The sequence below is a fragment of the Variovorax sp. OV084 genome (assembly GCF_900111625.1).
Classification (GTDB): Bacteria; Pseudomonadota; Gammaproteobacteria; order Burkholderiales; family Burkholderiaceae_C; genus Variovorax.
In genome coordinates, this window is sequence record NZ_FOII01000020.1 from 15,638 (window position 1) to 41,913 (window position 26,276).

Consider the following 26,276-nt stretch of genomic DNA (forward strand, 5'->3'; position numbering starts at 1 on the left):
TTCAGATTACCTTGGCTTCGGTCTTGAGTTTGTGCACCAGCGTGGCCACGTCGGGCACCTTCATGCCGGCCGAGCGCTTCGCGGGTTCGGTGACCTCGAGGGTCTTCAGGTACGGCTTGAGTGCGACGCCAAGCTCCTCGGGCTTCACGGTCTCGAGCGGCTTCTTCTTGGCCTTCATGATGTTGGGCAGCGTCACGTAGCGCGGCTCGTTCAGGCGCAGGTCGGTGGTGACGACCGCAGGCAACGTGAGCGAGACGGTTTCGAGGCCGCCATCGACTTCGCGCGTGACCGTGGCCTTGCCTTCAGCGACTTCAACCTTGGAAGCGAAAGTGGCTTGGGGCAGGTCGGCCAAGGCGGCCAGCATCTGGCCGGTCTGATTGCAGTCATCGTCGATCGCCTGCTTGCCCAGGATCACGAGGCCGGGCTGCTCCCGGTCCACCAGCGCCCTGAGCAGCTTGGCCACTGACAAGGGCTGCAGTTCTTCGTTCGTCTCGACAAGAATGCCGCGATCGGCACCGATGGCCATGGCCGTGCGCAGCGTTTCCTCGCAACGCGCCGGCCCGCAGGAGACGGCGACGATCTCGGTCGCTAAACCCTTTTCCTTCAAGCGCACTGCCTCTTCGACGGCGATTTCGTCGAAGGGGTTCATGCTCATCTTCACGTTGGCGATGTCCACACCCGTGCGGTCCGATTTCACCCGGACCTTCACGTTGTAGTCGACCACGCGTTTGACGGCGACAAGAATCTTCATGAGCTCGCCTTTCCGTCAATCGAACTTGGCACCGGACATTTCGATCCTCACCTTCTGCCGAGGCTTGTCCTTTGCGATGAAGGCGGTGAATTCTTCGGGCGTGCTTGCAGCCACTTCGAACGCGACGTCATCGATGTAGGTCTTTCGGAACGCCGGCTCCATGAGAATCTTTCGCACCGATCCCGCGATGGCATTGACCACTTCGGCACTGGTGCCGCGCGGCGCGAACAGGCCCATGTTCAAGTTCGACTCAATGTCTGGATACCCGCTCTCGGTGAACGTCGGGACCGTGGGCAACAGCTTGGCCCGCTGCGCGCCCGAGATTCCCAGCGCCTTCAGCTTGCCGGACCGCAGAAATGGTTCCACCGCGGAAGGAACACCGAACGCGACCTGCACCTGCGAGGCCAGCATGTCCTGGATTACCGGCGCCAGTCCCTTGTACGGCACGTGCGTCATCTTCAGTCCGTAGGTCTTCTCGACGTAGGCCATGGAGAGGTGCGTGATGTTGCCGATACCCGCCGAGCCATAGTTGATGCGCTGCGGATTCGCACGCACGTAAGCGATGAACTCGCGCATGTTCGAGGCCGGGAAGTCGCTTGGCACGAACAGCACAAGATTCGCCAGTGCGAGGCGCGTGATGGGGACCATCGCATCCGGGTCGTAGGACAGCTTCTTATAGAGATACTGGTTCTGCGAAAAGGCCGAGTCGGTCGCCATCAGCAGGGTGTAGCCATCGGGCGTTGCGTGAGAGAGCTCCGTAGCCCCGATGATTTCGTTGGCACCGGGCCTGTTGTCAACGATGGTGGCGACCTTCCACACGTCGTTGAGCCGCGCGCTCAAGCCCCGCGTGATGATGTCGACCGGTCCCCCAGCGGAGTACGGCACGATGATGCGAACGGGCTTCGAAGGGAAGCTGTCCGCCGCGTGCGTAGGAAGAGAGAAGAACGAAACTGCCAGCGCGATAGCAAGGGAAATGAATTGCTTCATGACTGTTCCTTTGATTGATGAGATTGACTAATTCCAGAAGCGTTCGAACGAAGCCGCGCGGCGTTCGGTGAACGCATCCAGCCCCTCCTGCCACTCGCTCCGGGGCACATCCTTCGGCGAGGAGAGCACCCGGTCCCATGCCACAGGGGCATGCGCGCGAAGGTTGGCCTTGGCGGCCGCGAGGGCGCCGGGAGGCGATGTCTCCACGACGGCCCGCACGAGCTCCAGGGCTTCCTCGGCCACGCCGCCGGCGGACACCACGCGATTGACCAGGCCAAAGCTCAGCGCCTCGTGAGCCAGGATCCGCCGGCGCGTGAGGATCAGGTCCAGTGCCCGCCGCTGGCCCACCACGCGCGGCAGGAGCGCCAGCGCGGTGTTCGGGATCACGCCGTGCCCGAGTTCGGGCATCGCGAACCACGCGGCGTCGCTCGCCACGGCCAAGTCGCAGGCCAGCACGAGCTCCATGCCGCCGCCGAGCGCAGGGCCCTGGATGGCGGCGACCACGGGACGATCGAGTTCCGAGAGCCGCTTGAACAGCAATGCCGGGTCTTCGCTCGGGTCCTTGCCTTCCATCCAGCCATCGCGCAGATCGTCGATGTTCGCGCCAGCACAAAAGGCCGGGCCATTGGCGGCCACGACGACGGCGCGTGCGCCCTCCTCCAGGCTGCGGTCCAACGCGTGAAAGAAGCCACGCACGATCTCGCGCGAGAGCGCATTGCGCCGCTCAGGATCGTTCAGCGTGACGAGCGCCGTGTGACCGCGCAACTCGAACAGGACCTTGTCGGTGGGCTTCATGCGCTTACTCCTTCAGCCGCACCAGCAAGCAGATGCCTTCGCAGTTCGGCTCCGATGGGGCAAGGCACACCTGTCTTCGGGTTCACGACGACGCAGATTGCCTCTGCTGATGCGTGGCAGTCTTCGCCGTTCGCCGCGAACAAACCTTGGGCGATACGTACTGAGGTCTTGCCAACGGCTACCACGGTGCTGCCGATGTCCACGCGTCCAGGAAAGTGAACCTCTTTGCGAAACTCGACCAGCAATCTCGCAATGGCAAGATTGCCGCCGTCCATCAACTCGCGAATCGCAGGGGGTGCGAAGATTTCCATGCGGGCCGCTTCGAAGAGCGTGGAAATCACCGCGTTGTTCACGTGGCGGAACTGGTCGGTGTCCGCGTTGCGCAGCTTCTCGTGCGTCCAGAAGCGGAATTCGCCGCGCACCGGCGCAACCGTTCGCCGAGATGCTTCTGTGATGGCCTGGGCAGTCATCTGCGGACTCTCAGGCGTTCGAGGGATGCATGTGCGCCGTCGCCTCATGCTCGACGCGCAGATACAGTGTTTCTGCCATCGGTTGGCGCATCTCTTCGAGAATGTGACCGACCAGACCGACCGCGCGCGCCGACACAGCGAGGCCGCGGCAGATTTTCCAGGGAATACCCATCTCGGAGGCGACCGCCGCCATCGCACCGGTCACATTGACCGGAAGCGGGCGATTGGCCTGACGCGTGGCTTCGGCGCCGAGCGCTTCCATGAGCCGCACATACGGGCCGTAGTACCCGGTCTCCTTCGCGACCTTGAAGAGCGCTGGCGTGCGCGGATCGATCGGCTTGTGGAACGGATGGCCGATGCCCGGCAGGATTTCCTTGCGTGCCCGATAGCCCGTGACGATCTCACGGGCCTTGGCCTCCACGTCGATTTCATCGCCGCCCTTGCTTCCTTCAGCGAGGGACTCCTGCAGCAGCCGGGCAGCGTTGTCGAGGGAGCCCACGAAGACCGAGCCCAGGCCGAGCAAACCTGCGGCGACCGCGGCTTGCACCGACTCAGGCGCGCCGCAATACGTCATGCGGGTGGCGAGCGACGAGGGCGTGATGCCGTGCTCGACCAGGATGACCATCATCGCGTTGAACATGCGAAGTTCGCGCTCGTCGGGAAGTCGCGCGAACAGCTGCAGGAACGCCATCTGTCCGAAGTCCACCTTGCCGACGATCTCTTCGCACAGGTCCAGGCCGTGCACCACCACCTGGGTCGGGCTGGCCCATGCGATGTCCGATTTCACTTCACCATTTTTCATGGGCGTCTTTCTATTGAGCTGTTGAGGAGGGCGAGGATTCGAGATGAGGCTTGGCCATCTCGCGCAGGACGTTCTTCAAAATCTTGACCCCGTTGGGTCCGCTCGACTGCGGGAACTCGTCGATCGGCACGATGCGCCGCGGGACCTTGAAGCCCGCGATGCCGCCTTTGCAATAGGCGAGCAGCTCCGACTCCGCGGCGGGCTGCGCCGAGGGCCGCACGAAGGCAACGGCGACGTCGCCCTCCCCGTCCTGGTGGACGCCGACGACCTGCGCGGCCTCGACGCCGGGGTGCCTGCAGAGAAAGTCCTCGACCTCCGTGGGATCGACGAGGTAGCCCTTCAGGCGAAGGCTGTCCTTGAGTCGCGCGAGGTAGAAAAACTCGTTGCCCTTTGCATAGGCGAGATCGCCGGTCTTGAGCCAGCCGTCAGAGGTGAACGCATCGGCCGAGGAGGCGGCGTTATTCAGATAGCCTTTCATGACGTTGTAGCCACGCAGTTGCAGCTCGCCCTGCTCGCCGTCTTCCTTGGGCAGGCCTGTGCCCGGATCGACGATGCGAAAGCGCATCTCCGGCGAGATCGGCGTGCCGCCGGCCATACCGCGCGCGCGCGCATCGCCGGCTGTGTCACGAATGGCCATCAAGGCCAAGCATTCCGACATGCCGTAGACGCCGCTCAGCCGCAGACCCAAGCGGCTCCAGGCCTGATCGATGACCTTCGCACCGAGGCCTGCGAACTCCGCGAAGCCGCCGCGGCGCCAGCTGGCGAACGAGTGGCCCTGCGCGCCGAAGACCATGTCGAACATACCGTCGGATGCGTAGAAGTGCGTCACACCGTGACGCTCAATGGCGGCTGCGGCGGCGTCCGCCTTGAAGACAGGAAGGAATACGCAGGTACCTCCGGCCGCGAGTGCCGCCACGGCCGAGACGAAGCCGAGCACGCCGTATAGCGGCAGCGCGCAGAGCATGGCGTCGCCGGGACGGATCTCCGTCACTTGGCCTGCGTTGCGGGCATGCGCGGCGAGGCCGCCTTGGGTATGCACCGCCAGTTTGGGCTTGCCCGTGGTGCCGGAAGTGCTGAAGGTGCACAGCGCGTCGGCATCCTGGCCGGTAAATTCGCGATGCGGCTCGCAGGCCAGCCATTGAAAACCGCCTTCCGCCGGCACCTCAATCACGTGAGTGAGTGCGGGAAGCGAAGCCTGCATGGTCCGCCCTGCACCCGCGTAGTCGAAGTCCAGAAACTTCTCGGGAACGACGAGCACCCGCGCCGCGGCAGTGCCGACAATGTGCTGCGCCTCCGACAGCTTGAGCCGCGTGCTGACCGGCACCATCAGCACCCCGAGTTGCGCAGCGCCAAACAGTAGTTGCAGCCAGATCGCGCCATCGGGAATCCAGACAGCCACGGTGTCGCCGCGGCGTAGCCCCAACTGGTGCAGGAACGTGGCGGCGCACTGCCCCGCCACCTTCAGTTCGGCCCGCGTGGTCATCTGCCCGGCGGCGTGGAACGCGGGCAGTTCCGCGGGATGCTGGTCGAGGATATCGAAGGGCATGACCGCTCCTCAACCGGCCAGTGCCGCACGGGCGATCTGCAGGCGCTGCATCTCGGAGGTGCCTTCGCCGATGCGGAAGGCGCGCGCATCTCGGTAGAAGCGTTCGACGGGCAGTTCGCACATGTAGCCCATGGCGCCGAAGATTTGCAGCACCCGGTCGGTGACGCGGCAACCCATCTCGCTCGCATAGAGCTTGGCGCGCGATGCCGCGATGCGCGCCTGCGGGTCCTCTACCTCGATGGCATCGGCCGCACTGCGAATCAAGAGGCGTGTGGCCTCCAACTCGACGTCGTTGTCCGCGATCATGAATTGGATCGCTTGGTGCTGCGACAGGCTCGCACCGAACGCCTTGCGCTCGACTGCGTATTCGCACGCCATCTGCTGCGCGCGGCTCGACAGCCCGAGCGAGCGGCTCGCCGACAGCAGGCGGTCCTGGTTGATCGACTGCATCATTCCGAGGAAGCCTTCATCGGGCGCGCCGAGCACGTCGGCATCGGGCACGAAGCACTCCTCGAGCGAGAAGCCGTTGAGGTGGTAGCCGCGCCACCCCATCTTTTTGTATCGGGTCATGCCGACCACGCCCGGATTGCCGCTGCGCACGATGAACGTTCCGAGCTTCGACTTCAATGGCGCGTCCGGATTCGTCACCGCCAGGACGATGACGTAGTCCGCGGTTTCGGCGTGGGAGATGAAGTGCTTGCTGCCCGTCAGTACCCAGCCGCCATCGACCTTCACTGCACGGGTCCGCAGCCCCCCAAGGTCAGAGCCGGCATTGGGCTCCGTCAGCGCATAGGTGATGGTCTTCTTGCCGGAAAGAACGTCCGGCAGAAGCGATTCGCGTTGCGCGCTACTGACCTGACTCAGCTGCAGAGGCAAATGCCCAAAAACCTCACTGAGCGGCACGGACGTGTAGGTCAACTCCTCCAGGATGGCGACCTTTGCCGCGGCCGGTAATCCAGGCCCACCCGCGCTGTCCGGCAAGTTGAACCCATACAAGCCCAATGCCGCGACTTCGCTTCGGAGCCGCGCAAGCAGATCGAGGCTAACATCATCATCGTTTTCGATCTGCTGCTCAAGCGGGACGAGACGCTGTCTCACGAATCGTCTAGCTGTTTCACGAATCAAGGAGAGTTCGGTGTCAGAGGTTTTTTCCATGGCTTTCTCGAAAACGATTTCGAAGAAGTTTAGAAGGTTTTTTCGAGGAATGCAAGAAGCTCGAATCAGGGGGCACCGCGATCCCGACGGCGCGCGGCTGCGCGACCTGCAGTTGCCCCCTTTGGACCGCCGAGGGGCTGCGCCTGGCAGGCCCGCGTCCTCGGAAAGTCAGGCGGCGTCGTGCAATGCGTAGTGGCTAACCACCATCGGGGCGGCAAGCCACGCCGACGACCCGGCCAGCCAGTTCGAAACATGCGCCGAGTTCAAGTGCTGTTCGAACGCGTTGTGGTCGGTGAAGAGGCCATAGGTGACGAACTCCGAGGCGTCCTCGGTCCCGCGGTGCAATTGGTAGATCAGGCCACCCGGCTCGAGCCGGGTGGCCTCGATCACCGGCGCCATGCGCGCGAGGAAGAAGTCTTCGCAGCCTGCCTTGACGGGCAGCTTGACGACGATGACGTGCTGATTCGCGCGCAGCGCCGGCTCGGCGTTGCCCAGGTTTTTCAATGAAGAGGTCATGTTCGGTGTCTTTCTGTTCTTTGTGGTTTCTTTGCCTGACCGCTCGAACAACGTCTTGTCATCCGCGCAACTCAGGGGTGCCACTGTGACTTTCAGGCACCCCCCCAACAAGACGACCAGTAGCAAATGACTTTTGTCCAGGTTGGGAAGATGAAGACCGCTCCTCAGATCGAAACCCGGGACATGGTCCTGCTGCAGGCGCTTGCCGCTCAAGGCTCGCTGAGCGGCGCCGCCGACGTGCTGGAGCAGCCGGTGTCGTCCGTCAGCCGTGCACTCAAGGCGCTAGAGCGGCGTCTCCAGGTGGCGCTCCTTGTGCGCACGACACGACGCATGGAACTGACTCAGGCCGGACGGCTACTGCTGGAGCGCAGTCATCAAGTGCTGCAGTCGTTGGCCGACATCGAAGCCGACCTGGCGCGAGTTGCCGGCTCCCCGAGCGGGCTGCTTCGGGTCAATACCTCGGCCTCATTCATGAGCCATGTCTTGCTCCCATTGATCCCGCGTTTTGCGAAGGCGTATCCGGGGATCGACCTCGAGTTGCGCAGCAGTGACGAGATCGTCGACTTGATCCAGGAGCATGCCGATGTGGCGATCCGTATCGGCACCATGGCCGCCTCCTCGCTGCGCGCGGTATTGTTGGGCAGCTGCCGCCGCCTCGTACTGGCGTCGCCGGCCTATCTGCAACGGCACGGTACGCCTCGCGGGGTCAAAGATCTTGCAACGCACCGGCTGCTCGGCTACATCGGCGCTGACGCGCTCAATCGCTGGCCGCTTAGTCATGGCCACCAGCAAGAATTGAGTATCCGCCCCGCCATCTGTGTGTCGCATGGCGAGATGCTGCATCAGCTCGCGCTGGCGCATCAAGGCATCGCATGCTTGCTGGATTTTTCAGTGGCCGCTGATCGTCGACAGGGCAACTTGGTGGAGCTGTTGCCGCAGTTCAATCTATCGCCACCAAATCCTGTTCACATCGTCTACTACCGTCGCGCACCAACGGATACACGCATCCAAGCGTTCATCAATTTCATGCGAGAGCACGCAGAGTCATGGGTGACGATTTCCGGGGACGGACCGGCGTAACGGCCACGCGATGCGCATCGAGACTTGGACAATCCCAATCGTCAGGGCAAGGCGAGGCGGCGCATATCGCGCGCCTAGCCAGCGGAAGCGCGGAAGCCAAGGCCGGCGATCATGCAGCGCCACCCTGGCTCTGTCTGCAGTACAGCGTGAACCCGCGGGGGCTGGGCGCGCTGACATGCAGCTACATGGTGCTGGCCAACCCGGCGAGCGCGAGCGACTGGCTTTCATTCAAATGCGCGGTGACTGAGTCGTCGGCGCCATTGGCATGAACAATCGGCACGACATGCGACGCCTCGCAAGCTGCGAACGGAGCGTTGCGGGCCGCATCGGCGGCGAGGTGCAGAACCTGAAGCTCTCAGCCAGCCTATCCCCGGAAGAAATCGAGCATCTCAATGCCGTGCTCGTGAAGCACAAGCTGCTGTTCTTCCGCGGATAGAACCACCTGGACGACGCTGGGCACCAGGCCTTCGACTTCGCGGACCAACCGACCATAGCCAAAGGCACGTAAATACCCCCTTACCGTTGGTTGGGCTTGCTGCCACCCTCAACTCACGAGAAGCAGGCGTTTACGAAGGCCAGCTTTGGTGAACAGCTAGGGCCGGCACCATGTTGTGATGAGCGCTTCATCAGCTCGCGATAACGAGCGCCGCGAGAATGCCAAGTTATCGGCGGCTGGCGGCATCGCGACGAGCGGATGTTCGCTGCAATCAACGGCGGCAATGCAGCAATGGCCGTCGTCGGAGTCAGGGTCGGGGTCGGAGCCATCGTTGGCACCGCGAAGCTCCGTCGATCACCTCCATGGCTTTTCCGCCTTCGCGATCTCGACGGACATCTGGTAACTCACGCCCAACCAGCGATTTGACAGTCGATCGATGGTGCCGTCGGCGCGCATGTCCTTCACCGCCTTGCTCACGGCCTCACGTAAGGCTGGCTGGTTCTTCGCCATGGCCGCGGCCGAGAGCTGGTAGGTGAGGATCGGGCCGACCTCCTTGATCGGCAGCTTGTTCACTGTGGCGTACTTCATGCCCCCGAAGTGCGAACTGATGAGTGCGTCGACGCGGCCGATGGCGAGGTCGTTGAACACGAGTCCGCCGTTGTCGTAGGTGACGATCTCGGAGCCGAGCAGATTTTCGCGCGACCACGACTCGTTGCTAGTGCCGGCGGTCACGCCGATGCGCTTGCCCTTCAGGTCAGGCCGGTCCTTGATGTCGTTGTTGGCGTTGCGCACAAAGATGCGGAAGTCCTCCAGGCCATATGCGGCACTGAAGTCGACCTGCTTCTCGCGCTCGATCGTCGGCGTGAGGTCGTTCATCACGAGGTCGTACTTGCCGGCCTTGAGCCCTTCGACAAAGTTCTTGAACAGGTCGGCCACGAACTCGACCCTGGCCACGCCAATGCGCTTGGCCACTTCCTTCGCCACTTCGACGTCGTATCCCGCTGGCTGGTTCTTGTCGTCCAGCATGCTCCACGGCGGGCTGGCCTGTGTGTTCGCGATCCGGATCACGCCCGCGGCTCTCGCATTCGCGAGGATGTCGCGCGGTTGCTGTTGTGCCCACGTGGGCGTGGCCATCACGATGGCCATCGCCGAAGCGGCAACCAGTGTGCAAAGCAGTCTTCGATGCAGGGGGCGTGTTCGATTCATGTCGCGGTCCAAAGTTGTAGGTCGATCCAATGGGCGCCATCTTGTCGCGCCGCACTGCCTCGCCACAATCCGGCGCCGCTAGTTGCTCAATAAGCTGAGCTTATGCACCAATCAGGGAAACTACTATCCCCGTTTAGGTGCCCTGCTGACCGCAGAGACCGGTGAGCGGCCGAGGACCTCGCGCAGTCGCTTGAAGTCCGCATCCAACTGGATGCGCATGGCGCGCAGCAGTTCTTTCGCGTTGTCCGACAGCGGCATGCCGGGCCGGAACACAAGCAACGATGTGGCAGGAATGTCGAACGCCATCGGCTTGAGCAGCAGGCCACGCGACAAGTAATCCAAGGCCATGACAGGGTGCGCCATTCCCATGCCCACACCGTTCAGCGCGAACTCGCAAACCGAGTTCGAGTAAGGCGTCTCGATCACCGGCCGCAGGACTTTGCCCTGCGCCGCCAACACCTCCTCCAATGCGCGTCGTCCCACATCTTCGGGATTGAGCGCGATGAACGGGTGGGCCGCTAGATCGTTGGCGTCGAGCACCTTCTTCCTCGCCAGCGGATGCTGCGCGTTCATGACGATGACGCCGCACACCGATGCAAAAGGCGAGTGCTCGAGGCCCGTCACCGACAACTCTTCCGCCATGAGGCCGAAGTCGAGTTGTCCGGCGGACACCTGCTGATAGACCTCACGCGAACTCATGACTTGGAACGACAGCTGGATCTGCCGCTTGTCGAGCCCGAAGGCCGCGATGGCGCGCGGCATGAAGCCCGTGCCCAGCGCCGGGAGCGAGCCGATGGCCAAGCGCCCGAGCCCGAACGACTTGAGACTGCGGATGCGGTGCTCGATCATTTCCAGGCCGGTGAAATAGCGGTCCACCTCCACCATCAGCGCCAGGGCCTCCTGCGTGGGCACGAGCCGACCCCGCACGCGCTCGAACAGGCGCAGCTCGCACGCCAACTCGAACTTGCGCAGCGACTGGCTCACCGCCGGCTGCGACACGCCTAGCAGGGTCGCCGCCTGGCTCGTGGTGCCGGCGCGCATCACCGCACGAAAGACCTCGATGTCGCGCTTCTCCATCCATAACCTCCGTTTATCGAGCAAGTAATCCACGCTCTTGAGTTGATAGGAGGCCTGACAAATACTCCACCGCATCGCCAAGACAACCTAACCTGGACGAATAGCATAGATGCAATCAATTGCCACAACTAATGATCAGTTTGAGAGCCTGTCGCCGCCTGTAATGCGCGCGTCGACGGTCGTCTTCAAGACCTTCGACGACTTTGTCCAGCGCAAGAGTCGGCAGCCCGACGGCTTCAGCTACGGCATCACCGGCACGCCGACGGCGCGAGGCCTTGAGAGGAAGATCGCGGCACTCGAGGGTGGGCGACATTGCATCGTCACACCCTCAGGGCAATCGGCGCTGATGACCACCGTCATGGGATTCGTGCGTGGTGGAGACCACTTGCTGGTGTCGGCTGCGTGCTACGGCGCGCTCAAGACCTTCGCGCTGAAGTGGCTCGCGCAAATGAATGTGGAGGTGGAGTTCTACCCACCTGCCATCGGCGCCGAGATCGATTCGCTGGTCCGGCCGAACACCCGCATGATCTGCATGGAGTCGCCCGGCACCGTGACCATGGAGATGCAGGACACGCCCGCCATCGCAGCGGTGGCGCGCCGGCGCGGCGTGCTCACGATGATGGACAACACCTGGGCCAGCCCGCTGGGCTTCAGACCGCTGGATCACGGCGTCGACTTCAGCATCGAGGCCGCCACCAAGTTCCTCGGCGGCCACTCCGACCTGCTGATGGGCAGCATCAGCATGAACGACCATGCGCACTACGACGTGCTGCGCGAGACGCAAAGCATCCTCGGCCAGCAAGTGAGCCCGGACGACTGTTTCCTCGTGCTGCGTGGGCTGGAGACCCTCAAGTTGCGGCTCGAAACCCAGAGCACATCCACGCTGCGCGTGGCGCGGTGGCTGGCCGATCAACCCGAGGTCGAGCGGCTCCTTTACCCACCGCTTGAATCCGACCCCGGCCATGCCTTGTGGAAGCGCGATTTCCGCACCAACGGCTGCCTGTTTTCGCTGGTGCTCAAGCCCGGCCCGGAGCGTGCCTTCCACGGCTTCTTCGATTCACTGAAGCAGTTCGTCATCGGCGCAAGCTGGGGCGGGGTGCACAGCCTGGCGGCCTACTATCCCGCGGCGTTGCAGGCCGACCGCGTGTTCCCTGCCACCGATCAGCCGGTAATCCGCCTGTCGATCGGGCTGGAAGACACCGACGACCTCATCGCCGACCTGGAAGCCGGCTTGGCGGGCTACGGCGCGCTGTTGCACACACCCTGAGGAGGCCCCGATGCTCGACCTGTTCCTCAGGGCACTGCCCTTGCTCGAGAAAGCGGTGCTGGTCACCCTCGGCCTCGGCCTGTCTGCATTCTTATGTGGCTGCGTGCTGGGATTGCTGGTAGCGCTAGCGCGGATCTCTCCGTTTCGGCCATTGCGCTGGTTCGCCTTTTCGTACGTGTCGATCTTTCGCGGCACGCCGCTTCTGATACAGATCCTGCTGATCTACTTCGGTCTGCCGAGCTACGGCATCGTGATCTCTCCGATTCCCTCTGCGCTGCTCGCGCTGAGCCTGTTCGCCGCGGCCTACCTCAGTGAAAACTTCCGCTCCGGAATCATGGCCGTGGAAAAGGGCCAGTGGGAGGCTGCGTGGGCGATGGGCATGGGCTACTGGAAGACGCTGTTTCGCATCGTGCTGCCGCAGGCCTTCCGCATCGCCCTGCCCCCAGTGGGCAGCCGGCTCATCGGCCTCATGAAGGACACATCGCTCGCCTCGACGGTCACGGTGGTCGAGCTCACCCGCGTGGCCGAGCAATTGGGCGCCGCGACGTTTCGCTACATGGAAATGTTCCTCATCGTCGGGGCCATCTACTGGTTCATCAACCAGGTGCTCACCATCTTGCAGACCTGGCTTGAAAGCCACCTCTCGAAGCGCTACACATGAACACATCCTCCACTCACACCACTGCCCCGGTGCAGGTACAGGGTCTGGCCAAGAGCTTCGGCGCAAACCACGTGCTTCGGCAAATCGATCTCACCGTGGCGCGCGGTGAAGTCGTAGTCATCATGGGTCCCTCGGGTTCTGGCAAGACCACGCTGATCCGCTCGCTCAACTTCCTGGAGATGCCCGACCGCGGCACCATCCGCATGTGCGGCATCGAGATTGCCGACGCGGGTCCGAAGCCTTCGGGCGACACCCGTCACAAGATGCGGGAGATCCGCAAGAAGACCGCGATGGTGTTCCAGTCCTTCAACCTGTTCGGGCACATGACGGCGGTGGAGAACGTGATCGAGGGAATGGTGTCGGTACAAGGCATCCGCAAATCGGCGGCGCTGCCACGCGGGCTCGACCTGCTCGCGCAGGTCGGCCTGTTGGAGAAGGCCCACGAGTACCCGGGCCGCCTTTCAGGCGGGCAGAAGCAGCGCGTGGCCATCGCCCGCGCCCTGGCGATGAACCCTGAAGTCATTCTCTTTGACGAGCCGACCTCCGCGCTCGATCCTGAACTGCGCGGCGAGGTGCTCAAGGTGATGCGCGATCTTGCGGAAAAAGGCATGACGATGCTGGTTGTGACACACGAGACGCGATTCGCGAAGGACGTCGCCGATCGCATCGTGTTCATGGAAGGCGGCGTGATCGCGGAAGACGCGTCGCCCGATCATTTCTTCGGACCGTCCGCAAGCCAGCGCTCGCGAGATTTCCTTGGGTTGATCGAAGACTGATTGCCACACGCAGCAGGGCTGGAACGACCCAGCTGCGAAGGAAACTTAAGGCCCTCGGTCTGCGCGCCTTGAAGTTTCGCAGTCAACGCGGCTTCTCACAGTCTCGCCTCGAACCGGGTGACCGAAGACCGTCACCACCGATCAAGAGATTGATGTGTTTGTTGCGTATCAGGCACCACTGTGCGTCCGTTCACGAGCCTACCGGCGCGCGTCCCCCCTCCCTACGATCAACGGCATGCGGCCTTCTGCCGTGACCCGTGCCTGACAACCCCTGGGAGTTGAACGGCAACTTGCTGCCAGTCGCCTGGCAGGTTAGGCCCGCGCAACCGGGCCGCCCTTTTGGAGATTCCGCCATGTCCCCCACAGATGACACCTTGCAACCCACGAGCGAGAAGCCCATAGATCCGGTGCCCTCCCGTTACGCGCTGCGCATCGGCGATATCGACGCGCTGGTGGTCAGTGACGGCGTGCTGCCGCTGCCCACCTCGACCATGGCCACCAACGCCGACCCGGCAGATCTGGCGAGCTGGCTGGACCAGATGTTCATGCCGCCCGACAAGTACGACTGGCCGCTGAACGTGATGGTGGCCCGCAGCGGCGACCAGACCATCCTCATCGACGCCGGCCTGGGCGGCCAGTTCCCGGGCTTTCCCCGCGCCGGGCAGTTTCCCCAGCGTCTGGCCGCGGCCGGGATCGAACTCGAGTCCGTCACCGACGTCATCTTCACCCACATGCACATGGACCACGTGGGCGGGCTGCTCGTTCCCGGCATCAAGGAACGCCTGCGCCCCGACGTGCGCATCCACGTGGCCAAGGCAGAGGTGGATTTCTGGATCTCGCCCGATTTCTCCCACACGGTGATGCCCAAGCCGGTGCCGGAGGTGCTCCGCTCGACTGCTAAGAGCTTCTACAACGAATACCGCGATCGCATCCAGACCTTCGAGGAGCGCCGCGAGGTCGCGCCGGGCGTGGTGGTCCGCCGTACCGGCGGCCACACACCAGGGCACAGCGTGGTCGACCTGGTGTCGGGCGGTGAGCGCCTGACGTTCGCCGGCGACGCCATGTTTCCGGTCGCGTTCGACCACCCTGACTGGCAGAACGGCTTCGAGCACGACCCGGAGAAAGCGGCCGAAGTTCGCATCGGCCTCCTGCGCGAAATGGCGCAGAACCGCGGGCTGCTGGTGGCCGCTCACCTGCCCTTCCCTTCCCTTGGCCGGGTGGCGATCGACGGTGACATCTTTCGCTGGGTTCCGATCATCTGGGACTACTGATCGCGGCCTACGGCGCGCAAGCAGGCCGCCGGCCTGTTACGCCGCATCGTCGATGCACAGGATTTTTCTTCTCACTCGCGCTCTTCGCGAACGGGTACCTCAGCCGCACTGAGGGCGGAGCCACACATGACTCATCGCCTCAACTACATCAAGCAATCGCCCGAGCTCTTCAAGAAGCTGATCGAGTTCAGCACGCTCGTGGACAACGGCATCATCGAGCAGACGATTCGGGACCTCGTCGCCATCCGCGCCTCGCAGATCAACGGCTGCGCGTTCTGCCTCGACATGCACATCAAGGAAGCCAAGATCCATGGCGAACGCGAACTGCGCATTCACCATCTGGCGGCATGGCGTGAATCGACGCTGTTCGTTCCGCGCGAACGCGCGGCCCTGGCCTGGACCGAAGTGCTGACCAAGATCCCCGAGCAAGGCGTGCCCGACGACATCTACGAGCGCGTGCGCACGCAGCTGTCGGAAAAGGAACTCTCGGAGCTGACCTTCAGCGTCATGGCCATCAATGCATGGAACCGCGTGAACGTCGCGTTCCAGACCGTGCCTGGTTCCTCCGACAAGGCCTTCGGCCTGGACAAGGCCAACCTCTCCTGAGTCCTTTCAGAAAGCGGACGGGCACCGGTCTGGCGGTGCCGGCCCGCTTGCTGTTCGCGCGGCGGCGCTGCCTTCTTCGCGCCGGGGTTTCGACGGCGACTTGGGAGCGCAGCCTCCTCTCGCCATCGGTGGCTGCACCTTGCAGCTCCAGCGTCCTCCTCTCCTTTGCTTCCAACTCTTTCTCGCGGTGTCGCGGGTGGCGCAGCCGTGCTTTTTCAGCGTGCGCAGTCGGTCAAGCTGAAGCGATGTTGCGCCGCCATTGATGCAGTTGGGTCACTGCGGCGTTTCGCTCGGCAGGCCTACCGCATCGAACCGTCGAAACCTAGATTTGAGTGCGACAGATGCATGGCGAACGGACTTTTTTACATCCCGAGCAATGACCGTCCATCTGCCTTCAACGGCTTCCCCACTCGATGGCTCCATCAATTTTTCAGGAGTATTTGATGACGAAAAAAATCTTCTTCGCGGCGCTGCTGACCAGTCTCACCTCGATATCGATCTATGCGATCCAGCCGGCAGGCGCCGACGCGCTTCCCCAGGCGGCGGCCGAGGCATTGGTCGCGAGTCCGTTTCTCTCGCTTGATCTGCCCTATCCGATGCCCCAGGAGCCTTTGGACCGCACGCCGATCACGCCGACAGAAACGGTGGGCGCCGCGCGATACGAGCCCTTCTGATCGATGCGTCAGCACGAATTTCGCCCCTCGAAGAAAGACCCCCATGTCCATGAATGACCAAGAGCCACCTGCGCGGCGTCTCTTCCTGCGCCAGATTGGCGGCGCGTCCAGCGTCGCAGCGTTCGCGGCGCCCGCGCTGCTGGGTGGCCTCGCCAGCCCCCTCGCTTCAGCGCAGAACGCCGCAGCCCACCCCACCGACCATGCTCGCCCATCGGGATACCTGTCGCTGGGTCCGCAAGAGGCCGCCTGCGTCGAGGCCCTCGTCAACGTGATGTGCCCGGCCGATGCGCTGACGCCGAATGGTGTCGATTGCGGCTTGCACCTGTACATCGATCGTCAGTTGGCCGGCGCCTGGGGACGTGGCGACCAGCTCTATCGACAGGGGCCTTGGCACCCTGGCAAACCGCAGCACGGCTACCAGTCGCCGCTCACACCAGAGCAGCACTTCAAGGCTGGCCTCGCGGTGCTGCGCCGCGAAGCTCAGCAACGCACAGGCAAGGCCATCGAGCAGCTCGAAGCCGACAGACTCGACGCCCTGCTGCAGGATGTCGCTGCCGGCCGGATGGACGATGAGCGCTATGCACTCGGTGCGTGGTTCAACGACTTTTTCTATCCGCTGTTCGTCCAGGCCTGCTTTGCCGATCCGATGTACGGCGGCAACCGCGACAAGGCCTTCTGGCGCGCAATTGGCTTCCCCGGCCTGCCCGCTTTTCACGGGCGCAACGTGGTCCAGTACCGCGGCCTGCCCTTCCCTGGTGCGGCCAAGCCGCAGTCGATCGAGGACTTCAGCTGAAGGCCCCACCCACCCATCCCCATGACCCACAAACTTCCCAAACGCGCCGTCGTCTTCGTCGGCGGCGGCCTCACCGCCGGCCTGGCTTCGCGGCAGATGATGAACTCAGGCATCGACGTGCTGGTCCTCGAGCGCGGCGGCGATCTCGCCGGCAGTGCGGCCGCCACACTGCCCAACCAACGCGACGAACTGCGCTGGGGCGTGCGCAACAGCCTGGTGCAGAACTGGGCTAACGAGACCTACACCTTGCGTCATGCCACCAGCGAGAGCGCGCTGCCCGTGCGCCGCATGGAAGCCTTCCTCCCCGGCGAAGGCATGGGTGGCGCGGCGAACCACTGGAACGGCCAGACCTGGCGTTGGGCCGAGTACGACCCCGCCCTGCGCACCCGCCTCGAATCGCGCTACGGCAAGGCCGCGATACCGCGCGAGATAACCGTGCAGAACTGGGGCGTCAGCTACGCGGAGATGGAGCCGTACCACGACCTGTTCGAGCAGCTCTTCGGCATCGCGGGGCAGGCCGGCAATGTCGGCGGGCAACGGATCGAAGGCGGCAATCCTTTCGAGGCCCCCAGAAAACGCGACTTTCCGCAGCCGCCGCTCGAGATCCTCGAGTCGGGCCGCATCTTCAAGGCTGCCGCGCAAAGCCTGGGCTACAAGCCGTTCCCGCTGCCCGCAGCCAACTCGCCGCGCGCCTACACCAACCCCGATGGCGCAAGCCTCGCGCCGTGCCAGTACTGCGGCCATTGCGAGCGCTTCATCTGCGAAGCCAATGCCAAGGCGAGCCCCGCGGTGCTGTTGTATCCGCTGCTGCAGAAGCAACGCAATTTCGAAATCCGTCTTCACTCGCAGGTGACCGGCCTCGTCTACGACAAGCACGCCAGGCGCGTGACGGCCGTGCAGTTCATCGACCTGCAGACCGCGCGAACGTACGAGCAGCCGGCCGATGTCGTTGTGCTGTCCGGTTTCACCATGACCAACACCAAGCTGCTGCTCACGAGCGGCATCGGGCGCCCCTACGACCCGAAGACGGGCAAGGGCGTGGTCGGCAAGAACTTCTGCTACCAGGTGATGTCGTCGGTGCCGGTGTTCTTCAAGGACCGCTTCATCAACCCGTTCATGGCCTCGGGCGCCTCGCAGATGGTGGTGGACGAATTCAACGGCGACAACTTCGACCACGCCGGGCTCGGCTTCTTCGGCGGCGGCTACATCTACTCGAACGTGACGAACGGCCGGCCCATCAACGCGCGTCTGCATCCGGCCGGAACGCCGCGCTGGGGATCGGCCTGGAAGCAGGCCAACGCCGACTGGTACGCGCACGCCTTCAACGTCGCGGTGCACGGCAGCAACTACCCGCACAGCCAGAACTACCTCGACCTCGATCCGACGTACCGCGATGCCTACGGTTCGCCGCTGTTGCGCATGACCTTCAACTTCCACGAGAACGACCACCGCATGAGCGAGTACGTCACGAACAAGGCCGCCGGCATCGCGCGCGCGATGGGTGCCACGACGGTCGGCGCGCCCCAACCCCGGCGAGGCGATTTCGATGCGCGCCAGTACCAGACAACGCACACCACGGGCGGAACGATCATGGGCGCCGATCCCGCAACGAGCGTGGTGTCGCCACGGCTTCAGCACTGGGATGCGCAGAACCTCTTCGTGGTCGGCGCCTCGGTCTATGCGCACAACGCGGGATACAACCCCACGGGCCCGCTGGCGGCACTGGCGCTGCGCCTTGGCGATGACCTGGTGCGCTATGCAAAGCAGCCGCGCATGCTTTGAGGAGACTGCAATGCGAACACTCCTTCTCACCGCCTGCGCTGCAGCTTTCGTGAACCTGGCACATGGTCAGCCGGCCGTGCAGCCGCCCAAGACGTGGACGACCTGCGCGGCATGCCATACGGCTCAAGGCGCGGCCGCCATCGGGCCACCACTCGCCGGCGTGGTGGGCCGCAAGGCCGGCTCGTCGCCGGGGTTCGGCTACAGCCGAGCCATGAAAGACGCACAGATCACCTGGGACGACAAATCACTGGCGGCGTTCCTGAGCGATCCGCAGCAGGCCGTGCCGGGCAACCGAATGCCTTTTGCGGGCGTTCCCGACCCGGGGGAGGTTGCAGAACTCGTCAGGTATCTGAAGACGCTGCGATAGCGGGGTCTGCTGGGCGGCCGACACCACCGTCACGCCCTGGCGGCCTCTTGTGCAAATCGATGGCGCCTTGACCGGGTGCTTCTTGTCCGTCTGGGGGGCCGACCGGGCATTGCCGATTGAGCCTGCCTCGCGATCCCTTTGCCCCTTTTTTGTGCCTCTGCCTCAGGTGCGTTGCGCACGCTGCGAGATGCGCGAACTGCGCGGTGAGGCGGCGCTGGATCTCGACGGAGGCATCGAGCTACATGATCCGATGACCCATGGGCAGCAGGGCCTAGCCCGATGTCGCTCGTTCCCGGCTACGATCAAATGGATACTTGAGTTTCTGCCCATGAAAACCATCGCCCCGATCCTCATTCACAGCCAATCACCTTGCGCCGCTCGCGCCTGGTTCGCAGCGGCCTGAGGCGGGCCGCCCGCAGACACCTGATGCAAGCGCAGCCCGAGGCCCCATCTGACCTGGCGTCGACGGAAGCCCGGTGGTACTTCGGTCTCTTCGTTCTTTGGGAGGCGCAGCGCCGGCTCGAGCGGGCCGGCGAGACCATCCGGCTGGGGCCACGCGCTTTCGATCTGCTGCTGCAACTGATCAAGCGGGCCGGCGAATTCGTGAGCAAGGACGACCTGCTCGCGGCGGTCTGGGCAGGCGTCGTGGTCGAAGAGGCCAGCGTGCGCGTTCACATGTCCACGCTGCGCAAGACGCTGGGGGAGCCGGGCGAGAGCGATGAATGCAAGGAGTGGATCTCCAACGTTCCGCTGCGCGGCTACCGCTTCAATGGGCGTGTCCGGCGCGAGGCGACCGGCATCTCGACCAAACCCGTGGCACTGCTGCCCGATCCGGGTTTCACGCCGCTGCCGGTTCGGTTGACTGAGCTTGTCGGTCGCGAAGCCGATGTGGCGAGCGTTCTCGAATCACTCGGAACTCACCGGCTGGTCACGATCGCAGGCACCGGCGGCATCGGCAAGACCCGGCTCGCAATCCACGTGGCGGAGAACCACCAGCACAGGTACGGCACCGAGATCGCCTTCATCGATCTGTCGTCGCTGATTTCGCAGGATCATGTGCTCGGCACATTGGCGCGCGCTGTGGGGATTCCCGCCGACCTGCCCAACATCGTCGAGGCCATCACGCAGCGCCTGAGGGGGCGCGCCGTGCTGCTGTTGATCGACAACTGCGAGCACGTGGTGGATTCCCTGGCCCTGCCGATCGCCGGCTTGCTTTCCTTGCTGCCCGGCCTGCGCATCCTCGCGACCAGCCGCGAGGCGCTTCGCGTGACGGGCGAGTATGTCTTCCGCCTGCCGGCGCTGGCGATCCCGGACACCGCGCAGATCTCGCTCACGCAGGCTCTGCACTGGCCGTCCGTCGCACTGCTTGTCGAGCGGGCCAAGGCCGCGGGTGCGGGCGCGTTCGACGAATCGCATGGCCCCCTGCTGGCACAGATCGCCAGGCAGATCGACGGCATTCCCCTGGCTATCGAACTCGTGGCCGCGCGCCTGGGTGTCCAGCCGGTCGCCGATCTGGCGCGCAGGCTGGACGACCATATGCGCCTCTATGCGTTCAGCCGCGCCGCACTCGCACGGCACCGGACGCTGGCCGCTGCACTGGACTGGAGCATCGCGCTGCTGAGCGATACTGAACTGCGGCTCTTTCGCTGGCTGTCGGTGTTCCGCGGCCGTTTCGATGTCGAATCCGCACTCGGCGTGAGCGCCGGCGGCATGGACACCGAGGTGGCATTCGACGCACTGATCTCGCTGGTCAACAAATCGCTGGTCTTCTTCGACAGCAACGACGCCGTCGCGCCGTACCGGCTGCTGGACACGACGCGAAGCTATGCCGCGGCGCTTCTCGCGCAGAGCGATGAACGACCGGCATTGCTGCGGCGCCATGCAGTGCTCATGCGCGACCTCATGAAGGCTGCGGCGGCGGAGCTCTCCGACCTCACCGAGCAGGCCTGGGCCGACCGGTACGCGCACCGCCTGGACGATGTGCGCTTCGCGCTTGAGGTCTGCGTGACGCAGCAGCCCGACGCGAAGATGGCCGCCTCGCTGGTGACGGCTTCCGCGCCACTGTGGTTTCACCTGGCCCAGGTCGTCGAATACCGCGACCGCGTTTCAGCAGCGCTGGCGCTGGTCGACCGGCAACCCGCGCGCGACACCGAAACGGCGACCTGGCTGAACACGGCCCTGGTCAGCGCTTTGCTGCACACCGGCAGGTCCACACCGGAGCTGGGTGCCGCCGCGGACGAGGCGCTGGCCGGAGCACTCGCCGTCAAGATCCCTGTACTGGAACTGCAAGCCCGTTGGGGACGGTGCACGCACGACATGTTTCGCGGCGAGTATTCGGCGGCCCTCGATCAGGCGCACACGCTGATGGCGGCCGCGCAATCCTGGTCCGATCCGGCCGCGCTCAATCTCGCTCACCGCGTGATGGCAATGGCGAATCACTTTTGCGGCCACTTCGCTGTGGCAAGGGTGCACAGCGAAGCCTCCGTGCGCGTGGGCGGCGGCCTCGGTCATGCGCGCGCCAACATGGTGGGGGTCAACGCCATCGTTGCCGCAAAAGCCATGCTGAGCCGAACCCTCTGGGTGCAAGGGGAGACTGCCAGGGCCCTGGAAGAGGCCAGCGACGCGGTGGACCGGGCGCAAGCGGCCGGAAAGTCCGTCTCGCTGTGCTCCGCACTGTATGGCGCCTGCCCCGTCGCACTGTGGGCCGGCGAACTCGAGCTCGCCGCCGGATGGATTCACCTGATGACAGACGAAGCACAGCGCAAGGGCCTGGTGGGCTGGCTGCGCTATGCCGAGTGGTTCTCCCAAGGCCTGCAGTTGAGCATCGCGCCGGACCGGGACCTCTATGTCCGTGAAGTGGCCGGCCAGCTCGCAACCTATGACGCGCCCCACAGGGAGATGCTCGCCACCTTCTGCATCGACTGGGTCGACGACGACCTGATCGAGCGCGTCTCGCGCGGAGAAAGTCCATGGGTCGCCGCCGAAGTCTGGCGCACCGCCGGCTGGCGCGCGGAGCAAAACGCTGCGAGCGACAAGGCAGAGGCCTTCTACCTGCGGGCGATCGAGACCGCCAGGCGACAGGGCGCAGTGGCCTGGGAACAGCGCGCCGCGCTGGCGCGGGCCCGCCTGCCGGGCGCGCAGGCACCTCAACGCTGATCCGCCCTGGCCCGCAATCTTTCCAGCATCCCCGCCGCACGCAGTTCCCAGGCGAGTGCGCCTTGCGAACGCGCAAGAGCATGGGCCTGCAGATAAAGCGTCTCGGCTTCGGCGTCGTTGCCCTGCAGCTCCATACGCCGCCCTGCAGCACGGTAAACCTCGGCGGCATTCCACTGTCCTTCGCCCCGCATCGCACGAGCAACCAGGTCATCGTCAACCCACCGGTCGCAGAAGGTGACCATCATTTCCCTGCGGGGTTCATCCATGGCCAGGACCTTCGTCGCGACGGCCTCGATGTGTGCGCCGGCATCGTCGACCTCGCCGAGCTTCATCGCGTCGTCGTAGCAAAGGGCCCAGGCATGCCAGTAGGCAAATCCCTTGGACCGGGTCTGTTGCAGTAGCGTGTCGGTCCAGGCGCGGGCGGCTTCTTGTTCGCCAGCCCAGATAGCCATCGGACAGATCCAGAAGAGCGCAACGCAAAAGGACAGCGCGTGCCCCAGCGCCTCAGCCTCCTCCACGCAACGGATGGCAGTGGTCATGGCAAGACTGCTCTCGCCCTGGATCCACAGCGTTCTGGCAAGAATGGCCATTGCCGTGGTGCGCGCGTCGGGCTGGAAGGCGTTGACATGGTTGCGCCGGATCGCGTCGTCCGCGTCCGCGGCTGCTTCGGCGTGCGCCCTGGCCTCGGCGAACGCGCCGCAGAAGTGATTGGCGAGCGCCAGCATCCGATGCGACAGGTTGCGCGTCACGGCGTTGGTCGAGTGGCTTGCGAACTCGCTCAGGAACTCGGCATGCCGCAACGCCGGCGTGTACGCACCGCGCGTGACGTTCAGTGCACAAAGGCCCCATCGCGCCTGGAATTCGAGCGTTTTTATCTTGAGTTCCAGCGCGCAGGCCAGTGCCCGCTCGCACGCCTGCGTCATCTCCGACACCGTGCCCCCGGTGTGCCACAACGCGTTGTAGAGCGCGATTTCCAGCCGCCCGGCCGTCAGGCGGTCGGGGATCTCCAGCGCATCGACCTGGTCCAGCGCCGCGCGAACGCGATCCCGGTATTCGCTCACCTCGGACAAGCGGAACCAGAGCGGCGCCGATGCGACGGTGAGCGCGCCAGCGATCGTCATTTCGTCGTGGTGTCCGATGCAGGCATCCAGGGCCGCGCGAACATCCTCCAGGTAGCCGCGGTAGCGCTGCGTCCACGCATCGGCGTCCAGCGAGGCGAGGTCAGCGGTGGCAACGCCCATGAGGTCCAGCATGAAGAGGGCATGGCTTTTCGCTACCGCGTCATTCTCGTCCGCCTGCACGAGCAGTGCATGTGCATAGCTGCGGGTGGTGTCGAGCAGGCGGTATGGCGAGTCCGCGGCCTGGTCCGTGTCGTACACGACGAGCGATTTGCTGGCGAGGTTCAGCAGCGCGTCGGATGCCACATCCGGGTCGAGCGCACTGGCCGCCACGCTGAGCGCTGCCGCGATGCCGAAGTAGGCGCGGAACACCGACAACCTGCGAAACAGCAGCAACTCGGTATCGCCCAGCAGGCCGATGCTCCAGTCCAGCGTCGCCGCGAGCGTGCGGTGTCTCGCCAGCGAGGGCTGCTTGGCCGTCGAATGCAGACGCATGTGATCGTCGAGCCTGAATGCCAGCTCGCCCACGGGCTGGGCCCCGAGGCGGGCCGCGACCAACTCGATCGCCAGCGGGATTCCGTCGACCTGTCGACAGATCCTGGTCAGCGGACCGCTGCTCGCGTCATCGAATGCGCCGGCGCCCGCGGCCTGCGCTCTCTCGACGAGCAACTGCACCGCCGGCGAGCGCAAGGCATGCGCCAGGGAACCTGGCTGGGACTGCTGGACCGCCAGTGGCATCAAGCGTAAAACGTGCTCGCCTGCCACGCGAAGCACCTCGCGGCTGGTTGCAAGGACCCGCAGCCTGGGCAACGCCGTGAGCAACCTGCCGAGGAGTGGCGACAGCCTCTCGATGACATGTTCGCAGTTGTCCACGAGCAGCAGCATCGGCTGGCCTTCGAGGCGCTGGACGACAGCTTCCTCGATGTCCGGCACGCCGCCTCGCACGCCGATGGCGCGCGCCATCGTCGTCAGCACGTGGTCCTGCGACGTCAGAGGTGCGAGATCGACGAAACCGAGCGGGGCTTGCAGCCGTTCCCGGTAGCGTGCGGCGACGCGGATGGCTACGCTGGTTTTTCCCACGCCCCCGGGCCCTGCGATCGTGACCAGCCTGCTCGCCCCAAGCATGCCAAGCACGCGCTCGATCTCCACCTCGCGCCCCACGAGACTGGTGACGCGAGCGGGCAATGCGGCGAGCGCATCCGGCAGCGATGTATGTGCTACTTGCGCGGCGACGGCAGACGGCGCGAACTCGCAATGCACACGCCCCAGAAAGCGATAGCCGCGCAGCGGAATGTTGGCGATCCACTCCAGGCATCCATCCTCTGCGCCGGGCGGACCCAGGGCCTTTCGCAGGATCGACATATGGACCCGGACGCTCGCTTCCTCGACCACCGTGTCCGGCCAGACCGCCGCGAGCAGTTCGTCCTTGCTGATCACTTCCCCGGCGCGACCGACGAGTGCAACCAGCAGGCCGATAGCGCGCGAACCGAGCCGCACCGGCTGCCCGTCGCGCTCCAGCCTTGGCTCGGTTTCCCAAAGCGTAAAGGCGCCGAAGCGCCACCGGCGAATCTCAGACACGGACCAGCCCGCGCTGCGTCGCCTTTACGGCCACTTGCACCCTCGAGCCGACATGCAGCTTTTCGCAGATCCTGGAGACGTGTGCCTTGACGGTATTGGCGGAGATATTCAGCTTGCGGGCGATTCCCTTGTTGCAATCGCCTTTCACCAGAAAGCGCAGCACGTCCTCTTCCCGGGCGGTGAATCCCGCGCCCGGCCTGCCGTGCCTCAGAAGCGTCATCGTGTGCTTACAGAGATAGGGAGAGCCTCCCCGCGCCACGTGGCGGATGGCATCCATCAGCTCGGCCGGATTCGCGTCCTGGCGCACATAGCCATGCGCCCCGCTCGCGATCGCTTGCATGACCTCGCCCTCCCTGTCCCGCCGCGTCAGGACGATGACGCGCGGCACACGAAAGCCGCCTGCCGCGCCCGGTTGATCCAGTGCCGATGCCGAAGCGAGCAGGCTCAATGCGCAGGCGTGGTCGGCCACGATCACGTCCACGATGCCCTCGTCGGGCGCATTGCCCGCCTGCACGTGGAATCCCGGTTCTTGGCCGACGAGCTCGACGAGACCGGCCATGACAAGCGGATCGCCATGGCACACACGCACGTATAGATCGACGGCACCGGTCATGGCGATGCCTCCAGAAGCAGTCCGCGGCGAAAGGCTTCGCCGATTGCGGCAGTCCGCGTCGGCTCTTCGAGCTTGCGCAGGATCGCCTTCACATTGGTCTTGACGGTGCCTTCGCCGATGCCCAGGCGCCGGCCGATCTCCTTGTTCGGCAGTCCCTCCGCGATGAGTTGGAGCACTTCGAGCTCGCGGGCGGTCGGTACGGCGGCCGAGATGTTCTCCAGCAACTGGTCGGCCACGGGGCAAGACAGGTACCTGCGGCCCTCTGCAACGCAGCGCACCGCGTCCGACAGTTCCTCGACCGAGCAATCGTGCAGAAGATAGCCGCGCACGCCGGCGTCCACGGCGCGGCGAATCTGCCAGCCAGTGCTCTGGTCCGTGACCACGAGGAAGGAATTCAGCGTGGAGCGATTCCGGCTGGACGGGACGTTCGTCGCCTTGTGAACGCCGGTTGCGTAGTCCGTGACGAGCACGTCGACGGGGTCGCCGTCGCCATCGGTTTCGGGGAGGCCGGACTGAACGACGAAGTCGGCGCGGGAGCGCAGCAACGATGCGATGCCGGCGGCCACGTACGGATCGCGGTGTGCGACCGCCACATGGATCTGCCTGGCCTGGGTAGGCGCGGTCATGGGCTCAAGTCCTTCTGGAAGTCATGGGTGGAAGTCTGTGCAGTTGGCGAACCCGTCGCCAGTTAAACGGTGTCAAGTCTTGTTAAGGATGCAGATGCGCCAAGGACTGCACCACTGCGCCCCGGGGGACAGACGGCTCCGGATTCACGGCGCCCTGGCAACGCCCG

25 protein-coding genes are annotated in these 26,276 nt (G+C 64.5%); 12 read left to right on the forward strand and 13 right to left on the reverse strand.

Annotated elements, in window-relative coordinates:
- Position 1 precedes the first annotated feature (1 nt).
- The 8 genes from BMW87_RS29600 to BMW87_RS29635 all read right to left on the reverse strand — a co-directional run bounded on the left by BMW87_RS29600 (position 2) and on the right by BMW87_RS29635 (position 7,022).
- Complete coding sequence (locus tag BMW87_RS29600) at positions 2-751, reverse strand: electron transfer flavoprotein subunit beta/FixA family protein (RefSeq protein ID WP_093081135.1); 750 nt, start codon at positions 749-751, stop codon at positions 2-4.
- 15 nt (positions 752-766) lie between these two features.
- Positions 767-1,738, reverse strand: coding sequence for a Bug family tripartite tricarboxylate transporter substrate binding protein (locus tag BMW87_RS29605; RefSeq protein WP_093081137.1), 972 nt, complete (start codon positions 1,736-1,738; stop codon positions 767-769).
- A gap of 27 nt (positions 1,739-1,765) precedes the next feature.
- Positions 1,766-2,533 carry an enoyl-CoA hydratase/isomerase family protein gene (locus tag BMW87_RS29610; RefSeq protein WP_093081139.1) on the reverse strand — a complete coding sequence of 256 codons (768 nt, stop codon included), beginning with the start codon at positions 2,531-2,533 and terminating at the stop codon, positions 1,766-1,768.
- Positions 2,530-3,003 (reverse strand): acyl-CoA thioesterase, encoded by a 474-nt coding sequence (locus tag BMW87_RS29615; RefSeq protein ID WP_093081141.1) that lies wholly within the window; start codon positions 3,001-3,003, stop codon positions 2,530-2,532. Before BMW87_RS29615 ends, BMW87_RS29610 begins: the two co-directional genes overlap by 4 nt.
- 10 nt (positions 3,004-3,013) lie before the next feature.
- Positions 3,014-3,805 (reverse strand): citryl-CoA lyase, encoded by a 792-nt coding sequence (locus BMW87_RS29620; RefSeq protein WP_093081144.1) that lies wholly within the window; start codon positions 3,803-3,805, stop codon positions 3,014-3,016.
- Positions 3,806-3,815: 10 nt separating this feature from the next.
- Complete coding sequence (locus BMW87_RS29625) at positions 3,816-5,351, reverse strand: AMP-binding protein (protein WP_093081146.1); 1,536 nt, start codon at positions 5,349-5,351, stop codon at positions 3,816-3,818.
- 9 nt (positions 5,352-5,360) lie between these two features.
- Positions 5,361-6,506: an acyl-CoA dehydrogenase family protein gene (locus BMW87_RS29630; RefSeq protein WP_093081149.1), complete on the reverse strand. Its 1,146-nt coding sequence runs from the start codon at positions 6,504-6,506 to the stop codon at positions 5,361-5,363.
- 168 nt (positions 6,507-6,674) lie between these two features.
- Positions 6,675-7,022 carry a putative quinol monooxygenase gene (locus tag BMW87_RS29635; RefSeq protein ID WP_093081151.1) on the reverse strand — a complete coding sequence of 116 codons (348 nt, stop codon included), beginning with the start codon at positions 7,020-7,022 and terminating at the stop codon, positions 6,675-6,677.
- Positions 7,023-7,148: 126 nt separating this feature from the next.
- Between BMW87_RS29635 and BMW87_RS29640 the strand changes: the two genes are divergently transcribed.
- Together BMW87_RS29640 and BMW87_RS35225 are read left to right on the forward strand one after the other, a co-directional pair.
- Positions 7,149-8,102 carry a LysR family transcriptional regulator gene (locus BMW87_RS29640; protein ID WP_093081153.1) on the forward strand — a complete coding sequence of 318 codons (954 nt, stop codon included), beginning with the start codon at positions 7,149-7,151 and terminating at the stop codon, positions 8,100-8,102.
- Positions 8,103-8,385: 283 nt separating this feature from the next.
- Positions 8,386-8,538, forward strand: a complete 153-nt coding sequence (locus BMW87_RS35225) for a hypothetical protein (RefSeq protein ID WP_177192873.1) — start codon at positions 8,386-8,388, stop codon at positions 8,536-8,538.
- Between the two features lie 354 nt (positions 8,539-8,892).
- On the opposite strand, the gene BMW87_RS29645 is transcribed toward BMW87_RS35225, so the two are convergent.
- Together BMW87_RS29645 and BMW87_RS29650 are read right to left on the reverse strand one after the other, a co-directional pair.
- Positions 8,893-9,744, reverse strand: a complete 852-nt coding sequence (locus BMW87_RS29645; RefSeq protein WP_093081308.1) for a transporter substrate-binding domain-containing protein — start codon at positions 9,742-9,744, stop codon at positions 8,893-8,895.
- 123 nt (positions 9,745-9,867) lie between these two features.
- Positions 9,868-10,821, reverse strand: a complete 954-nt coding sequence (locus tag BMW87_RS29650; protein ID WP_093081156.1) for a LysR substrate-binding domain-containing protein — start codon at positions 10,819-10,821, stop codon at positions 9,868-9,870.
- A 109-nt stretch (positions 10,822-10,930) separates the two neighbouring features.
- On the opposite strand from BMW87_RS29650, the gene metC reads away from it, so the two are divergent.
- The 10 genes from metC to BMW87_RS29705 all read left to right on the forward strand — a co-directional run bounded on the left by metC (position 10,931) and on the right by BMW87_RS29705 (position 22,174).
- Positions 10,931-12,088, forward strand: coding sequence for a cystathionine beta-lyase (gene metC, locus BMW87_RS29655; RefSeq protein WP_093081158.1), 1,158 nt, complete (start codon positions 10,931-10,933; stop codon positions 12,086-12,088).
- A 10-nt stretch (positions 12,089-12,098) separates the two neighbouring features.
- On the forward strand, positions 12,099-12,749 hold the full coding sequence (locus tag BMW87_RS29660) for an amino acid ABC transporter permease (RefSeq protein WP_093081161.1): 651 nt from the start codon (positions 12,099-12,101) through the stop codon (positions 12,747-12,749).
- Positions 12,746-13,525, forward strand: coding sequence for an amino acid ABC transporter ATP-binding protein (locus tag BMW87_RS29665; RefSeq protein WP_093081163.1), 780 nt, complete (start codon positions 12,746-12,748; stop codon positions 13,523-13,525). Before BMW87_RS29660 ends, BMW87_RS29665 begins: the two co-directional genes overlap by 4 nt.
- A 353-nt stretch (positions 13,526-13,878) precedes the next feature.
- The gene (locus tag BMW87_RS29670) at positions 13,879-14,796 is read left to right on the forward strand and encodes an MBL fold metallo-hydrolase (RefSeq protein ID WP_093081166.1); all 918 of its coding nucleotides are present in this window, start codon (positions 13,879-13,881) and stop codon (positions 14,794-14,796) included.
- 126 nt (positions 14,797-14,922) lie between these two features.
- Positions 14,923-15,402: a carboxymuconolactone decarboxylase family protein gene (locus tag BMW87_RS29675; RefSeq protein WP_093081169.1), complete on the forward strand. Its 480-nt coding sequence runs from the start codon at positions 14,923-14,925 to the stop codon at positions 15,400-15,402.
- 443 nt (positions 15,403-15,845) lie between these two features.
- Positions 15,846-16,076: a hypothetical protein gene (locus tag BMW87_RS29680; protein ID WP_093081172.1), complete on the forward strand. Its 231-nt coding sequence runs from the start codon at positions 15,846-15,848 to the stop codon at positions 16,074-16,076.
- Positions 16,077-16,119: 43 nt separating this feature from the next.
- A complete protein-coding gene (locus BMW87_RS29685) occupies positions 16,120-16,869 on the forward strand; it encodes a gluconate 2-dehydrogenase subunit 3 family protein (RefSeq protein WP_093081174.1) in 750 nt (249 codons plus the stop codon).
- Positions 16,870-16,890: 21 nt separating this feature from the next.
- On the forward strand, positions 16,891-18,651 hold the full coding sequence (locus BMW87_RS29690) for a GMC family oxidoreductase (protein ID WP_093081177.1): 1,761 nt from the start codon (positions 16,891-16,893) through the stop codon (positions 18,649-18,651).
- Positions 18,652-18,661: 10 nt separating this feature from the next.
- On the forward strand, positions 18,662-19,018 hold the full coding sequence (locus BMW87_RS29695; protein WP_256216972.1) for a c-type cytochrome: 357 nt from the start codon (positions 18,662-18,664) through the stop codon (positions 19,016-19,018).
- A 426-nt stretch (positions 19,019-19,444) separates the two neighbouring features.
- On the forward strand, positions 19,445-22,174 hold the full coding sequence (locus BMW87_RS29705) for an ATP-binding protein (RefSeq protein ID WP_093081182.1): 2,730 nt from the start codon (positions 19,445-19,447) through the stop codon (positions 22,172-22,174).
- On the opposite strand, the gene BMW87_RS29710 is transcribed toward BMW87_RS29705, so the two are convergent.
- Genes BMW87_RS29710 through BMW87_RS29720 form a run of 3 tightly spaced genes read right to left on the reverse strand, consistent with a single transcriptional unit; the run spans position 22,165 to position 26,109 of the window.
- Positions 22,165-24,870: an ATP-binding protein gene (locus tag BMW87_RS29710; RefSeq protein WP_093081184.1), complete on the reverse strand. Its 2,706-nt coding sequence runs from the start codon at positions 24,868-24,870 to the stop codon at positions 22,165-22,167. The genes BMW87_RS29705 and BMW87_RS29710 overlap by 10 nt on opposite strands.
- Entirely contained in the window at positions 24,863-25,483 is a 621-nt protein-coding gene (locus BMW87_RS29715; RefSeq protein WP_093081187.1) for a LuxR C-terminal-related transcriptional regulator, read from the reverse strand. Before BMW87_RS29715 ends, BMW87_RS29710 begins: the two co-directional genes overlap by 8 nt.
- Positions 25,480-26,109: a response regulator transcription factor gene (locus BMW87_RS29720; protein WP_093081189.1), complete on the reverse strand. Its 630-nt coding sequence runs from the start codon at positions 26,107-26,109 to the stop codon at positions 25,480-25,482. Before BMW87_RS29720 ends, BMW87_RS29715 begins: the two co-directional genes overlap by 4 nt.
- Between the last annotated feature and the right edge of the window lie 167 nt (positions 26,110-26,276).

Excerpts from the sequence above, each read along its gene's own strand:
- BMW87_RS29600 (WP_093081135.1), bottom strand. The coding sequence starts at position 751 with ATGAAGATTCTTGTCGCCGTCAAACGCGTGGTCGACTACAACGTGAAG.
- BMW87_RS29605 (WP_093081137.1), bottom strand. The coding sequence starts at position 1,738 with ATGAAGCAATTCATTTCCCTTGCTATCGCGCTGGCAGTTTCGTTCTTC.
- BMW87_RS29610 (WP_093081139.1), bottom strand. The coding sequence starts at position 2,533 with ATGAAGCCCACCGACAAGGTCCTGTTCGAGTTGCGCGGTCACACGGCG.
- BMW87_RS29615 (WP_093081141.1), bottom strand. The coding sequence starts at position 3,003 with ATGACTGCCCAGGCCATCACAGAAGCATCTCGGCGAACGGTTGCGCCG.
- BMW87_RS29620 (WP_093081144.1), bottom strand. The coding sequence starts at position 3,805 with ATGAAAAATGGTGAAGTGAAATCGGACATCGCATGGGCCAGCCCGACC.
- BMW87_RS29625 (WP_093081146.1), bottom strand. The coding sequence starts at position 5,351 with ATGCCCTTCGATATCCTCGACCAGCATCCCGCGGAACTGCCCGCGTTC.
- BMW87_RS29630 (WP_093081149.1), bottom strand. The coding sequence starts at position 6,506 with ATGGAAAAAACCTCTGACACCGAACTCTCCTTGATTCGTGAAACAGCT.
- BMW87_RS29635 (WP_093081151.1), bottom strand. The coding sequence starts at position 7,022 with ATGACCTCTTCATTGAAAAACCTGGGCAACGCCGAGCCGGCGCTGCGC.
- BMW87_RS29640 (WP_093081153.1), top strand. The coding sequence starts at position 7,149 with ATGACTTTTGTCCAGGTTGGGAAGATGAAGACCGCTCCTCAGATCGAA.
- BMW87_RS35225 (WP_177192873.1), top strand. The coding sequence starts at position 8,386 with ATGCGACGCCTCGCAAGCTGCGAACGGAGCGTTGCGGGCCGCATCGGC.
- BMW87_RS29645 (WP_093081308.1), bottom strand. The coding sequence starts at position 9,744 with ATGAATCGAACACGCCCCCTGCATCGAAGACTGCTTTGCACACTGGTT.
- BMW87_RS29650 (WP_093081156.1), bottom strand. The coding sequence starts at position 10,821 with ATGGAGAAGCGCGACATCGAGGTCTTTCGTGCGGTGATGCGCGCCGGC.
- metC (WP_093081158.1), top strand. The coding sequence starts at position 10,931 with ATGCAATCAATTGCCACAACTAATGATCAGTTTGAGAGCCTGTCGCCG.
- BMW87_RS29660 (WP_093081161.1), top strand. The coding sequence starts at position 12,099 with ATGCTCGACCTGTTCCTCAGGGCACTGCCCTTGCTCGAGAAAGCGGTG.
- BMW87_RS29665 (WP_093081163.1), top strand. The coding sequence starts at position 12,746 with ATGAACACATCCTCCACTCACACCACTGCCCCGGTGCAGGTACAGGGT.
- BMW87_RS29670 (WP_093081166.1), top strand. The coding sequence starts at position 13,879 with ATGTCCCCCACAGATGACACCTTGCAACCCACGAGCGAGAAGCCCATA.
- BMW87_RS29675 (WP_093081169.1), top strand. The coding sequence starts at position 14,923 with ATGACTCATCGCCTCAACTACATCAAGCAATCGCCCGAGCTCTTCAAG.
- BMW87_RS29680 (WP_093081172.1), top strand. The coding sequence starts at position 15,846 with ATGACGAAAAAAATCTTCTTCGCGGCGCTGCTGACCAGTCTCACCTCG.
- BMW87_RS29685 (WP_093081174.1), top strand. The coding sequence starts at position 16,120 with ATGTCCATGAATGACCAAGAGCCACCTGCGCGGCGTCTCTTCCTGCGC.
- BMW87_RS29690 (WP_093081177.1), top strand. The coding sequence starts at position 16,891 with ATGACCCACAAACTTCCCAAACGCGCCGTCGTCTTCGTCGGCGGCGGC.
- BMW87_RS29695 (WP_256216972.1), top strand. The coding sequence starts at position 18,662 with ATGCGAACACTCCTTCTCACCGCCTGCGCTGCAGCTTTCGTGAACCTG.
- BMW87_RS29705 (WP_093081182.1), top strand. The coding sequence starts at position 19,445 with ATGCAAGCGCAGCCCGAGGCCCCATCTGACCTGGCGTCGACGGAAGCC.
- BMW87_RS29715 (WP_093081187.1), bottom strand. The coding sequence starts at position 25,483 with ATGACCGGTGCCGTCGATCTATACGTGCGTGTGTGCCATGGCGATCCG.
- BMW87_RS29720 (WP_093081189.1), bottom strand. The coding sequence starts at position 26,109 with ATGACCGCGCCTACCCAGGCCAGGCAGATCCATGTGGCGGTCGCACAC.